This is a genomic window from Clostridium estertheticum (assembly GCF_026650985.1).
Classification (GTDB): domain Bacteria; phylum Bacillota; class Clostridia; order Clostridiales; family Clostridiaceae; genus Clostridium_AD; species Clostridium_AD estertheticum_C.
In genome coordinates, this window is the sequence record NZ_CP086239.1 from 1,496,376 (window position 1) to 1,509,470 (window position 13,095).

At 32.2% G+C, this 13,095-nt stretch carries 11 protein-coding genes; 4 read left to right on the plus strand and 7 right to left on the minus strand.

Going from position 1 to position 13,095, the window contains the following annotated elements:
* The 4 genes from LL038_RS07440 to LL038_RS07455 all read right to left on the minus strand — a co-directional run bounded on the left by LL038_RS07440 (position 1) and on the right by LL038_RS07455 (position 5,145).
* Positions 1-306, minus strand: coding sequence for a PTS lactose/cellobiose transporter subunit IIA (locus LL038_RS07440; RefSeq protein WP_216121147.1), 306 nt, complete (start codon positions 304-306; stop codon positions 1-3).
* A gap of 29 nt (positions 307-335) precedes the next feature.
* A complete protein-coding gene (gene celB, locus LL038_RS07445) occupies positions 336-1,691 on the minus strand; it encodes a PTS cellobiose transporter subunit IIC (protein WP_216121145.1) in 1,356 nt (451 codons plus the stop codon).
* Between the two features lie 51 nt (positions 1,692-1,742).
* Positions 1,743-2,048: a PTS sugar transporter subunit IIB gene (locus LL038_RS07450; protein WP_216121143.1), complete on the minus strand. Its 306-nt coding sequence runs from the start codon at positions 2,046-2,048 to the stop codon at positions 1,743-1,745.
* Positions 2,049-2,406: 358 nt separating this feature from the next.
* Positions 2,407-5,145: a sigma 54-interacting transcriptional regulator gene (locus LL038_RS07455; RefSeq protein ID WP_216121140.1), complete on the minus strand. Its 2,739-nt coding sequence runs from the start codon at positions 5,143-5,145 to the stop codon at positions 2,407-2,409.
* A gap of 219 nt (positions 5,146-5,364) precedes the next feature.
* On the opposite strand from LL038_RS07455, the gene LL038_RS07460 reads away from it, so the two are divergent.
* From LL038_RS07460 to LL038_RS07475, 4 genes are read left to right on the plus strand one after another with little or no spacing between them, the layout of a single operon-like run.
* Positions 5,365-6,156, plus strand: a complete 792-nt coding sequence (locus LL038_RS07460; protein ID WP_216121138.1) for an amino acid ABC transporter substrate-binding protein — start codon at positions 5,365-5,367, stop codon at positions 6,154-6,156.
* Positions 6,157-6,168: 12 nt separating this feature from the next.
* The gene (locus tag LL038_RS07465; RefSeq protein ID WP_216121136.1) at positions 6,169-6,852 is read left to right on the plus strand and encodes an amino acid ABC transporter permease; all 684 of its coding nucleotides are present in this window, start codon (positions 6,169-6,171) and stop codon (positions 6,850-6,852) included.
* Positions 6,853-6,864: 12 nt separating this feature from the next.
* Positions 6,865-7,608, plus strand: a complete 744-nt coding sequence (locus tag LL038_RS07470; RefSeq protein ID WP_216121134.1) for an amino acid ABC transporter ATP-binding protein — start codon at positions 6,865-6,867, stop codon at positions 7,606-7,608.
* Between the two features lie 47 nt (positions 7,609-7,655).
* A complete protein-coding gene (locus LL038_RS07475) occupies positions 7,656-8,792 on the plus strand; it encodes a trans-sulfuration enzyme family protein (protein ID WP_216121358.1) in 1,137 nt (378 codons plus the stop codon).
* Between the two features lie 70 nt (positions 8,793-8,862).
* On the opposite strand, the gene LL038_RS07480 is transcribed toward LL038_RS07475, so the two are convergent.
* From LL038_RS07480 to LL038_RS07490, 3 genes are all read right to left on the minus strand, one after another.
* Complete coding sequence (locus LL038_RS07480; RefSeq protein WP_216121132.1) at positions 8,863-10,029, minus strand: amidohydrolase; 1,167 nt, start codon at positions 10,027-10,029, stop codon at positions 8,863-8,865.
* A gap of 223 nt (positions 10,030-10,252) precedes the next feature.
* Positions 10,253-11,602 (minus strand): N-acyl-D-amino-acid deacylase family protein, encoded by a 1,350-nt coding sequence (locus tag LL038_RS07485; protein WP_216121127.1) that lies wholly within the window; start codon positions 11,600-11,602, stop codon positions 10,253-10,255.
* 186 nt (positions 11,603-11,788) lie between these two features.
* Positions 11,789-13,000 carry a M20 family metallopeptidase gene (locus LL038_RS07490; protein ID WP_216121125.1) on the minus strand — a complete coding sequence of 404 codons (1,212 nt, stop codon included), beginning with the start codon at positions 12,998-13,000 and terminating at the stop codon, positions 11,789-11,791.
* Between the last annotated feature and the right edge of the window lie 95 nt (positions 13,001-13,095).

The following is a 13,095-nucleotide window of genomic DNA, read 5'->3' on the forward strand; positions in this document are numbered from 1 at the left end:
CTATCTTGTTTTATAAATTTCTACTATTTCTGTTGCCAAATCTATAACTGTCATAGCTGACATAAAATGATCTTGTGCATGAATTAACAACAGAGTAATAGTCGTAGCTTTTCCAGCCGCCTCTGCTTGTATTAAACTAGTTTGATATTTATGAGCTTTTCCAAGCTCTACACTAGCATCTTTAAGTGACTGATCAGCTTTTTCAAATTCACCCTTTTTAGCCTCTTGTATCGCTTCCATAGCACTTGATTTACCATTTCCTGCATATACTATTAGTTCAAAAATTATATTCTCTAATTCTTCCATATTAATTCCTCCTAGTTATCGTTATTTTGTCACGCCTTTATGTTTTTGATATTTGAATTTTTATTATCTGAGTTTTCCTTAATTGTATTTTTCAAATCATTCTCAGCCTTTTTATATTGTCTATCCATAATAATTACAAATGGTGACCAAATCACTAAAACTATGGCTAAATTAACAAGTTGAAGAATACCACCAGCCACTGAGTTAGTTGCGAGCATTCCACTTAAGAATATCGGAACTGTCCAGGGTACATCTACCCCTATTGGGATTGGAACTAAACCTATAGACATTACAAAATATGTGAATGCGGTTACTATTAAAGGTGCTATAATCCAAGGTATTAATATCATTGGATTTAATACTATTGGTAACCCAAATATTACGGGTTCATTTACATTGAAAATTCCTGCTGGTGCTGCAAGTTTGGCTAATTCCTTAAGCTGTTTACTTTTTGCAAATGCGAATATTGCAATAATTACTGCGAGTGTCATTCCTGTTCCACCCATTCCAACGGTAAACGTATCCATGAATTGTTTGTTTACAATATGAGGTAAATGTTTTGCCCCTGCTTGATATGCTTGAAGATTCTCAAGGGATAAAGATCTCCATATTGGGTCTAATACTGAATTCACTATAATTTGACCATGTAATCCAAAGAACCAAAATAATTGTATGCATAACACTGCAATTAATGTAGCTGGGAGTCCCGAACCCAATACCATCAAAGGAGCTTGTATTGACTTGTACACAAAATCATGTACATTTCCCCATGGTGTAAATGTAAATACTATTTTTATAAGAAGAAATGTCGTTAAAGTTATAAATGCTGGAATTAATGCACTAAATGATTTTGAAACAGCATCCGGTACACCTTCTGGCATTTTTATTGTCCAATTTTTTGCTACTACTCTTCTGTATATTTCTACAGCTATAAATGATCCTATTATTCCAACAAACATGCCTTTAGCACCAAGTCTATCTAATGGAAGTACTCCATCAACTACAATCTTTTTTGTTCCGAATTCAAATGTAGTTGGAGTTAATATAAGAAATGAAGCCACTGCTGTTGCAGCGCCATATATGGCATCAATTTTATATTGCTTACTTAAATTATACCCTATACCAAACACTACAAATATCGTAAGCACTGACATTGTCGCATTTGATGCACAGCCTAACTGAGCTTTTAATGCTGCCAAATTAGCAACACCTAATATTTTATCCAAATATGGCAAATTAGATAAAACTACAAACACTGATCCAAATATGATTAGCGGTAATGTTAGCATAAAAGCGTCTCTTAAAGCGGTTAAATATTTGTTACCATTAAGTTTATCTGCTAGAGGTAGCATGTACTTATCTATTATAGCCATTATTTTTTCCAAAACTTACACCTCATCCTTATTATTTATTTTTTAAACTTTTAATATTTAACTTTATTTTTCAAGTAAAGCAATTGCAGCACTTAAAATAGCATTACCATCACATCTTCCATAATCCAAAGGTTTTATAACATCTATTGCAACTCCAAGTTCATTAGCCTTTACCTCGAGTTTGCTCTTTAAAAATCTCATTTGTGGTCCTATTAATATTACATCCGCTTCTTTCATTTCTTCTTCGACCCTATCCTGAGATACTGCCCATATTTTACAGTCTATACCTCGTTCTTTTGCTGCTTGCTCCATTTTTTTTGCCACTAAACTTGTAGACATGCCTGATGCACATGCTAATATAATATTCATTATTAAATCCCCCTTGCTATTTTTTATATTTTAGTTGTTTTACACTTATTTACTTAGCAATACCCATGCCAACTTTTTATAAATGCTTACCCACTATGAACATATTCCATAAATTATTATGTATAATCAAGCTATAGATTCATTTATAAATATTTGATTATTTATTCTTATAATACCGTTTACAATAAATATAGGATGAATTATAAATTCATCCTATATAAATCAATATATATATATACACATAACATTATTATTATACAAATGTTCCAAACTTCTCAAGTGTATATATGTTTATTATACACATTGACCTTTTGGTTAAGTTTTAAGCAGTAAATTTATACACATACTTTAAATCTAACTATATTTCTAAAATTATTATTACTATATGGCACACTTCATCATCTGAAAATAAAATTTTATAGAATTTTTCTAAAGGTATAAGTAAAGTTTTTATAATATCAAACTCTTTTAAGTAATTAGTCTTTATTTCTTCCTTCTTTGAGCACTTAGGTGTATCTTCATTATTTATTAACCGTACCAAAGCACATGCTAAATGCATGGTTAGTCCTGAAACCTTATATATATCTAAATACTTGATTACATTCTCGCCTATGTCATCTAGAAATTTTATACATAAGGGTTGGAATTCTCTAATATTTATTTCCGTTATTTCTTTATCTAAGGCATCAAAAATTTCATTATAGACATCTGCTGGTGTCTTTATTCTACTCACTATATCTCTTAGCCTTGTATAATTATTATCCAAAAACAATTCTGAAATAGGTATAAAAGGTATATCATATACATTAGGATTTATAGTGCCAACTATTGCAACTACTTTCTTATTTTTTGACAATGTGTTAATGGTATTAAAAGTTTCCTTCTTATCACTTGCAGCTATTGCTACAACTTGTATATCCCTTTCTTTTATATTGATTGCACCCTCTATCATATTTTTTAATTTTACAGCACTGCCTTCTCCTGTAACACATGTAGTTATTATTATATTATCTTTACTCGGTATATAAGTTTCCGTAAGGCTCATATTATAATTATTTAGAAAAGCTACAGATTGTTTTGATTCTTCCCATACCTCATGAATATTGTTATTTGTTAGTGCTTTTCTAGCGCACTCTATAGCTATAAGTGTAGATACCATCTCAATAACTCTTATCTTTATACCTGTTTCCTCAGATATAAGTTCTCCAAACATTCCAAGAGAACCCATATCCACTAAAAGTATTACCCCAGGACCTTGATGATTTGCAATTATAAATTCCTTAAGTTCTTTATATGCTATTTGTGGGTTTTTATCTAGGTTCATGTCATATGCATACACATTGTTTCCTCCCACTAGTCTATTCGCAACCTCCGCCATGGAAGAAGCTGTGCTTCTTCCATGCATTGCTATAACAATTATAGGTTTGCCAATATTATCATCGCTTGTTTCATCTACACATAAAAACATAGCTATAAAACCTACCTCATCAGCAGGAATCTTAATATCAAACTTTTTCTCCAATTTATTAGATAAATTAATTGCGAGTCCATACTCCTTGCCATGTTTTTGTATTATTTCATTTAGGTTATGATTAATTATTTCTTTTTTATGATGTATTCTTTCAATAATTGAACTTATATGAAGACATAATCCATAAAAAACTTTAGTGGGAAATATTTTTTTCATTTGCTCTGATGCTGTTTTAAAAAATTCTTCTACTATAACAATAATATGATCATCTACAATTTTAGACAATTCTTCTTTGTTGATTTCTTGCTCAAATTTTTCTATATACTTATTAAAATAGTTTTTTATATCATATGACATCGTAAAATTAATATCATCCTCATCTACTCCACGATTTTTAAGTTCTTGAATCCTTTGCTCAATACTCTCATAGAAATTATCAGGTAACAAATCAGAGTTAGATTCCACTTGAAATTTTATCCCCTTAGGCTTAAAGTTAAGCCTAATATCCTCTTTGATAATTTTATCAACGATTTGGGATTCTTGCATGTACGATACTAATCCTTGCCGTACATTATTTGAAAAATCAGTACTATGAACTTCAATTTTACTTTTACCTTTAGATACAAATTTTAAAAATGCATTAGCACACCCTAGTTGTATATCACTTTTTAACTGTCCTATATTCCCCCTACAATTATAAAGTAAAAGACTTCTTACAGTATTTGTAGATATAGTTATTTCTCTTGCTATTCTTCTTGACTCAATCTTAAAAAAGTCACAAATAAGTTCAAATCGTTCATCTATTGTTCTATCCTTTAAAGCGGGTATATTAATTGTCATAGGAATTCTTCGAGTAAACGTAGTTAACAAAGCACTACCAACTTCTTCAGTAGTAGCACATATTATAAGGATCTTCCCACTTTTTTTCTCCTCTATATTGCCAAGTGGCGTATAAACAGATTTATCTATTAGCATAAATAACATTTCCTGACCCTCAGCAGGTAATCTATGTATTTCGTCTAAAAACAAAATGCCTCCATTAGCCTTATCAACAAGTCCAATTCTATCTTTATCCGCACCTGTAAATGCACCCTTTTTACTTCCAAAAAGATGAGCCATAATAAGCTGCGGATTATTTGAATAATCTGCACAATTAAATGAAATAAAAGGTGCATCTTTAGATATTACCTCCTTCTCCATTGCAAATTTGTACATAAGTTCTGCAAACATAGTCTTTCCAACTCCCGTAGGCCCAAGTATTAAGGTATGAAGCCCCCTCGGTGGATACAAAATAGCTGCTTGTGCTTGCTGAATACTTTTCTTAAGACTTTTGTTACCACCAATAAGATTAGAAAAATTAGAACTATTTGTTAAAGGCTTTTCTCTTTCCTTCTTCATTTCAGTAGACGAATTAGAATAGTATATTATTGGCTTTCCTTTTGTCTTTAATACTTTTCCATCCTCACATAACCGATTAAGTATAGAACTAACATTAGTTCTTTGAAGTAGCAAACTATCTGCAATTTGCCTAGTACTACACCCTACAACAACAGATTTTCCAGTTATCCTTTGTTCTTTACATTTATCTTCCAAATATTTAAATATAATATTCCCTGATTTCCCCATAGACTACACCTTCCAAATAAGTTTTCATTATTAATATTATATCACATAATATTAATGAAAATTATACACATATACACTTTCAAATTTATAAAATAACATCATACAATATATTAAATCCACTTTTAATTTCGAACGTATATTGACAACAACGGATTAATTATGGTATTATTAATTCAATACCTTACTAAAACAGTAGGATTACTTCAAGGGGGAAAACAAATGAAAAAATTATCTATATTAATTACCACTTTATTAGTAGCATCATTAGGTCTTGTAGGATGTGGTACCAGTAAAACTGCAACATCAAAAAATTTGTTAGAAACAATAAAGAGTGAAGGAAAAATACAAATCGGTACTGAGGGTACTTATGCACCATATACTTTCCATGACAAATCAGGAAAATTAACTGGATTTGATGTTGAAATTGCAACGGAAGTATCTAAACGTCTTGGAGTTAAACCCGAATTTGTAGAAACAAAGTGGGACGGTATGCTTGCTGGGCTGGGTGCAAAGAGATTTGACATGATAGCGAATGAAGTTGGAATCAATTCAGATAGAAAACTAAAATACGATTTTTCAACCTCGTATATAGTTTCGAAAGCTGTTCTAATAGTAAATAGTTCTGATAATACTATCAAAAAATTCGCTGATTTAAAGGGCAAGAAATCTGCTCAATCATTAACTAGCGACTTAGGCAAAATTGCAAAAGCTAATGGTGCGGTTCTCCAAGCAGTTGATGGCTTTAATCAGTCAATCGATCTTTTAGTTTCTAAAAGAGTAGATGCAACAGTTAATGACAGTTTATCTTACCTTGATCTAAAAAAACAAAAACCAAACCTTGCTATAAAGGTTGTTGATACAAAAGGAGATGCACAACCTAGTGGATTTATGTTCAATAAAGGAAATAAAGAATTAGTAACTGCAGTTAATAAAGCATTAGCTGACATGAAATCAGATGGCACTTATTCAAAAATTTCAAATAAATATTTTGGCAGCGATGTATCAAAATAAAAGGGTGATAAAATGAATTTAGACGCAGATACACTAAGAATACTCGGCATAGTTAAAGATTCTTTCTTTCCTTTATTAATAGCAGGTGTGAAGTTTACAATTCCAGTAGCTGTGATTTCCTTCTTGCTTGGTTCAATTTTAGCTATGGTAACGGCTCTTGCTCGTATATCAAAATATAAATCACTAAACCTAATATCAAGTTTATATGTTTGGATAATAAGAGGAACCCCTCTTCTCGTACAGTTATTTATATTATTTTATGGATTACCCGCAGCTGGTATAACAATAGGAGCTTTACCCGCAGCAATTATAGGCTTTACATTAAATGTAGGGGCTTATAATTCAGAAGTAATTAGAGCTTCCATTTTATCTATACCTAAGGGTCAATGGGAGGCCGCAAGTTCAATTGGTATGACTCATACTCAATCGCTCCTTCGTATAATTTTGCCACAGGCAGCTAGAGTATCTGTACCGCCACTGTCAAACTCCTTTATAAGTCTTATTAAAGATACATCACTTGCAGCGGCTATTACTTTAGCTGAAATGTTCCAAGTTGCACAACAAATAACAGCAACAACATATGAGCCACTTGTATTGTATTGTGAAGTAGCTTTTATATATCTAATATTTTGTACAATACTAACTATAATTCAACAAAGAATAGAGAAAAAACTTGAAAGATATGTAGCTAGGTAATTGGAGGAAATCATGATTAATATACAAAATTTACACAAAAGTTTCGGAGATAATGAAATTTTAAAAGGTATAGATTTAAAAATAAAAAAGGGTGAAACAACAATTGTAATAGGCCCTTCAGGTTCAGGTAAAACCACACTTCTTAGATGTATAAACTTATTGGAAATACCTAACACAGGAACTATAAGCATTGGAGATATTGAATTGGTTTTTGGTGGAAATAAGGAACCTACTGATAAAGAAATGCTAACACTAAGACGAAATACAGGAATGGTATTTCAAGGATTTCATTTATTTCCTCATATGACTGTAGTTGCAAATATTATGGAGGGACTTACCACAGTGCTTAAGCAATCTAAGAAGACCGCTCATGACAAAGCACTTAATCTTTTAGATAAAGTTGGACTTTTAGATAAAGCTAACAGTTATCCTCATGAGCTCTCAGGAGGGCAACAACAAAGGGTTGCTATAGCCCGTGCTATGGCCATAGAGCCATCAGTGTTGTTATTTGACGAACCAACTTCTGCACTAGATCCGGAGCTTGCATCAGAGGTACTTAAAGTTATGAAGGAATTGTCTCTTGAAGGCATGACTATGGTAGTTGTTACTCATAATATGAGTTTTGCAAGAGATGTAGGTGACAATATAATATTTATGGATAACGGGATTATCCTTGATAAGGGAACTCCAGAGCAATTATTAACTAACACAAGTAACGAACGAATAAAACAATTTTTAAGTTTAGATTTTAATTAATATAATTTACAAAAAATTATTTGAGGAGGAAAAATATGAAAAAAGATATGAAATTCGAATCATTATTAATACATGGTGGAGTCGATGGTGATGCTCATACTGGAGCAGTAAATGTTCCCATTTACCAGACATCTACTTTCAAAAAAGGCAAATTTGATGCTGATAATGCTTATGAGTATTCAAGATCAGGAAATCCAACACGCGAAGCTCTCGAAAAACTCATTACAGATCTTGAAGAAGGTTATGCAGGTTTCGCATTTGCTTCAGGTATGGCAGCTACGACTGCTACATTGTCGTTATTTAAAACAGGAGATAGAATTCTAATATCAAATAATATCTATGGTGGAACCTTTAGAGTTATAGACAAATATTTTAATAATTTCGGTATACATTATACTGCATTTGATTCATCTGATATAACTCAATTAGAAAATAAAATTGATGATAGTGTAAAAGCTATTTTTATAGAAACACCAACAAATCCATTAATGGGTATTACAGATATTGCTGCAGTTGCAAAAATTGCTAAAAAGAATAACTTACTTTTAATTGTAGATAATACATTTATGACTCCATATCTACAAAGGCCACTTACCCTTGGTGCTGATATAGTTATTCATAGTGCTACAAAATATCTAAGTGGACACAGTGATTTAATTGCAGGACTTGTTGTCGTAAATAATAAAGAACTTGCAGAAAGAATTGGATTCATACAAAATTCAACAGGTGGAGTTTTATCACCATTTGATTCCTTCTTATTAATACGAGGTATTAAAACTCTAGCTCTAAGAATGGACAGACACAACTCAAACGCAAAAATTGTATCTGAATTCTTAAGAGATAGAAAAGAAGTAGAAAAAGTATATTATCCTGGTTTTGAAGATCACCCAGGACATAAAATACAAGAAAAACAAGCAAATGGATATGGCGGTATCATTTCCTTTGTTCTAAAAAAAGATTATGATTATAAAAAATTCTTAGAAAATCTTCAATTAATAACTTTCGGAGAAAGCTTAGGAGGGGTAGAATCGTTAATTTGCCATCCTGCCACAATGACACATGCTGCAGTTCCATATGAGATTAGACAAGAAATTGGAATTACCGATCATTTAGTAAGATTATCAGTAGGTGTTGAGAATGTTACTGATATAGTAAAAGATTTAAAAACAGCATTAGAATTATAATTATATAATAACAAAAACACATTCCTATGTTTCCTAGGAATGTGTTTTTTAGTTCATATATTTATTAAATTTATTTTTCTTTAAGTATTACCAAAGCGCGCTTAGCAAGTTCCGAAAAATAATTGGCAGCTGGTAAAAGTGCAGCATCATCTACCTTAAATTGAGGGTGATGAAGTGAGTATGACACACCTGTACCAATATTTACAAATGCACCAGATATTTTCTCTTGGTAAAAAGCAAAATCTTCACCAATTAGTGTATCCGGAAGTTTTTTAACAACATACCCCTGCATCTTCGCAACTTCTAATGCAACCTCTGTCCAATCTTTCGTGTTATTTGTTGCTGGTGGTCCACTATACCATTTAAGCTCAGCAGTTGCTCCAAATGAGTCAGCCATACCTTTAATTATTTGTCTCATTTTGCTTGGAACAAACTCGCGCATCTTAGCATTAACAGTTCTCACTGTTCCTTCAATATAAGCCTTATTCGGGATTACATTCCATGTGTTACCACTTTCAATATGAGTAACACTAATAAGTACTTGATCAAAGGTGCTAACGCTTCGACTAACAATCGTCTGGAGCGATGTAATTATATGAGCTGCAACAATAATTGGATCTATTCCTTTTTCTGGAGATGACGCATGGGTACCAATGCCCTCAATTTCAATTTCAAAACGATCTACAGCTGCAGTCATAGCTCCCACCTTTGTTCCAAAGCTTCCCACTTCTAACTCTGGTGCGCTATGGAGTCCGAAAATTGCAGCTACATTAGATAATGCTCCGCTTGCTAATACATCTTCCGCACCGTGTCCTAGCTCTTCAGCTGGCTGAAATATAATTCTCACTGTTCCCGCGAGTGTTGATTCTTGCTGCTTTAATAAATAAGCTGCGCCTAAAATAACAGATGCATGAAAATCATGACCACATGCATGCATTTTACCAATAATTTGTGATTTATATTCTAGATCTGTTTCCTCAAGGATAGGTAGTGCATCAATATCTCCTCGAATGGCTATAATAGGGCCTTCTCTATCTCCCGTTATTTCTGCAACAAGCCCTGTTTCTAGTGGTAAATTAAGTACACGTATTTGAGCCTCGTTTAGTAATTTACGTAAAGTTTTAGTTGTTTCAAATTCCTCATTAGATAACTCTGGATGTTTATGCAAGTTATGCCTAATATCTATAAGTTTTCTCTCTAAATTATTAACTATATTTGTTACTATTTCATTTTCCATTATATTTACCCCTTTAATTTATTTGATTTCTTTATTGTAACTATATCCTGTTGGTAGAATTCTCTTTGCTTTTAAAATAATAATAATATATGCATCATACCATATAAAATAACCCCACCAAATGGATTTTACAACTATTTTTATAGTTATGTCCATTTAATGGGGTATATAACATATCCTATCTTGTAATAATCACTTTTATTTTTATAAATTATTCTTATAGCTATGCTGTTCTAATAGTTCTTCCTGCCATACTATCTTGTATCATGCCTCCATCTAAAACTAATTTTCCGTTCACAAACACGTATTTTATTCCTTCAGGATTTCTATCTGGAATCCCCACATCTGGAAAATCTGATTTATCTTTAATAGTATCTATATCAAAAATAACAACATCTGCGTCTGTCCCCTTTTTAATTCGACCCTTTTGTTTAAGGCCCATAGTTTCTGCTGGAAGAAAAGTTGCCTTACGAACCGCCTCTACAAGGCTTATCTCCTTGCGTTCTCTGACCATATACCTAAAATATCTTGGAAATGTACCTGAAATTTGAGGATGTCCTTCACCCTTTTTATAAGGCCCAATATCTGACGATGGCATTGCATAACTTTTATCTAAAGCCTTATATACACTATCATTCGAACCCGTACAATATATAATACATTCACAAGGATTACCAGCTCTTAATTCTTTATATAGTTTCTTGTTTAATCTCTCACCTTTATATTTTCCTGAAGCTACAAGCATTTTATTTAAACATAATAATCCATGATTCACATTCTTCTCGCAAAAAATTGCAGTTCCAATAGACGTAGCCCAATCGTTATATAATCCACTATCTATTCTTATATTTAATCCGTCCTCTATTGCTTTATCCACTATTTCTAACGCTTTATCCATAACTGCATTATATTGATAAACAAAATGAGAAATTAGCACTGCAGCTCCTGTAACCCTCGAAATCTCAATAGCTTCTCTTAGTGAATTTAAATCATGATCCGAAGAAACTCTTGTATGAATTGTAATAGGTCTGTTATGATTTGCAGCTATTATACATATAGCATATATTTCTTCAAGGGAGCTATGTGGAGCATATTCGAGTCCTAATGATAACCCACAAGCACCTTCAACTAATGCTTTTTCTGTAAGATATTGCATTTTGCAAATTTGTTCTTTATTAGCTGCTGAATATACATCTGTAATTCCAACGGCCTGACGCAGACTCATGGAATGTCCTACAAGTTCCGCTTGATTTATAACAAACCCTTTTTTATCTTGCTTATCAAAGAAAGTATTCATATTTATTGGACTTAACCCACAATTACCACCTATTGTAGTAGTAATACCTTGACGAAGTGACAGCTCTCCACAATAATCTTCTCCATCTACATGTCCATGAATATCGATGAAGCCTGGTGAAACTATTAACCCCGATGCATTTATATTTTTTATTCCAACTAGTTCTCCAGTTGTTATTTCTGCCAGCTTTCCATCTTTTATACCTAAACTTCCTTTGAAACTCGTTTTGAGTTCAGGATCAACTAAAGTACCATTATTAATAACAACATCAAACATTTATGAACACTCCCTTCAAAGATTATTTTCAAAAGCTAATACTTGCCTTAATGTATTTCCAATATATTCATATCGTATTCCTAGTAAACATATATGTTTTAACTTTTACTAATATTACCACGATTTTTTAAAATTGTCAATATGAAATAATTAATTCAATCTCCCAGATATTAATAAAGATAAAAGTTATTTCTCAGCCAGCACTCTACTAAATTCATCCTTTATACTTTTTAGTTTATCTTCATCGGCTAACAAACAAAACCCAGTAAGTGCTAAAGCCTTCGCACCAGTTATTAACGCAATATCACCCTGCTCTGATATTGCTGCATCACAAAATTCTTTAGTGTGCCCTACTAAAGTATCTGGTCCTATTTTAATATTTGGCTGAATGGTTGGGACAACATGACTTATATTTCCAACATCTGAAGACCCAACATTTGATTCTTTTTTTATGTCTATATCAACTCCTAAGGAATTTAAACTTTCTACAAATATATTATCAAGTGTTCTATTTTTAAGCATGTTATCTACCTTATTTTGAAATGCTATAATGTTAACCTTAGAACCAGTAGCAAGCGCAGCGCCTTTAGCTATATTTCTGACTTTATTAGTTACTTCATCACAACGTATACGAGTAGCTGCTCTAATAAAAAACCTCGCTTTAGCATACTCTGGAACAATATTTGGAGCATCTCCTCCATGAGTTATAATACCATGTATGCTTACATCCTTTGATAAATGCTGTCTTAACGCATTTATTCCATTAAATAATTGTATAACTCCCTCTAAAGCATTTATACCTTTTTCTGGGCAAGCTGCTGCATGAGCTGATTTCCCTATAAATTCGAAATCCAATGGGTCAACAGCTAAAGAATCACTAGTAATACAATTTCTGCTTCCAGGATGGGCAATTAAGCAAGCATCTATCCCTTTAAGTAAATTATATTTTACAAAACTTCCCTTTGCACTACCATTTTCTCCTCCTTCTTCAGCAGGAGTGCCTAAAACTACTACTTCACCCCCTACCTTATCAATTACTTTTGATAAACTAATTGCAGCTGCAACACTTGTAGTACCAATTATGTTATGACCGCAAGCATGTCCTAAGTTTGGAAGTGCATCATACTCTGCTAAAAATCCTATAATTGGACCTTTTTTTTCTTTGGATTTTTTCCTTGCTATAAATGAGGTAGGATGGCCTGCTACTGATTTTTCTATGTTAAACCCCTCATTTGACAAAACTTCAGTAAGAATAGTAGAAGCAAAAAATTCTTGGTTTCCTAACTCAGGGTTATTGTGGATATCATGACTGATTCTTATATAATTTTCTTTGTTGCTATCAATATTTGATATAATCACCGCTTTTAATTCAGATCTCTTGTTTGTATTAGTTTCCATATGTTCCCTCCTAGTTTTTACTTGGATTTATTGAAAATCCTATAAATTTATTTATACAGATTTAAAAATGATTGTTAACTAATTAGTTAATTCAG

Coding starts and splice junctions, on each gene's coding strand:
- LL038_RS07450 (WP_216121143.1), bottom strand. CDS start 2,048: ATGAATATTATATTAGCATGTGCATCAGGCATGTCTACAAGTTTAGTG.
- LL038_RS07480 (WP_216121132.1), bottom strand. CDS start 10,029: ATGGAAAATGAAATAGTAACAAATATAGTTAATAATTTAGAGAGAAAA.
- LL038_RS07490 (WP_216121125.1), bottom strand. CDS start 13,000: ATGGAAACTAATACAAACAAGAGATCTGAATTAAAAGCGGTGATTATA.
- LL038_RS07460 (WP_216121138.1), top strand. CDS start 5,365: ATGAAAAAATTATCTATATTAATTACCACTTTATTAGTAGCATCATTA.
- LL038_RS07475 (WP_216121358.1), top strand. CDS start 7,656: ATGAAATTCGAATCATTATTAATACATGGTGGAGTCGATGGTGATGCT.
- LL038_RS07465 (WP_216121136.1), top strand. CDS start 6,169: ATGAATTTAGACGCAGATACACTAAGAATACTCGGCATAGTTAAAGAT.
- LL038_RS07440 (WP_216121147.1), bottom strand. CDS start 306: ATGGAAGAATTAGAGAATATAATTTTTGAACTAATAGTATATGCAGGA.
- LL038_RS07470 (WP_216121134.1), top strand. CDS start 6,865: ATGATTAATATACAAAATTTACACAAAAGTTTCGGAGATAATGAAATT.
- LL038_RS07485 (WP_216121127.1), bottom strand. CDS start 11,602: ATGTTTGATGTTGTTATTAATAATGGTACTTTAGTTGATCCTGAACTC.
- LL038_RS07455 (WP_216121140.1), bottom strand. CDS start 5,145: ATGGGGAAATCAGGGAATATTATATTTAAATATTTGGAAGATAAATGT.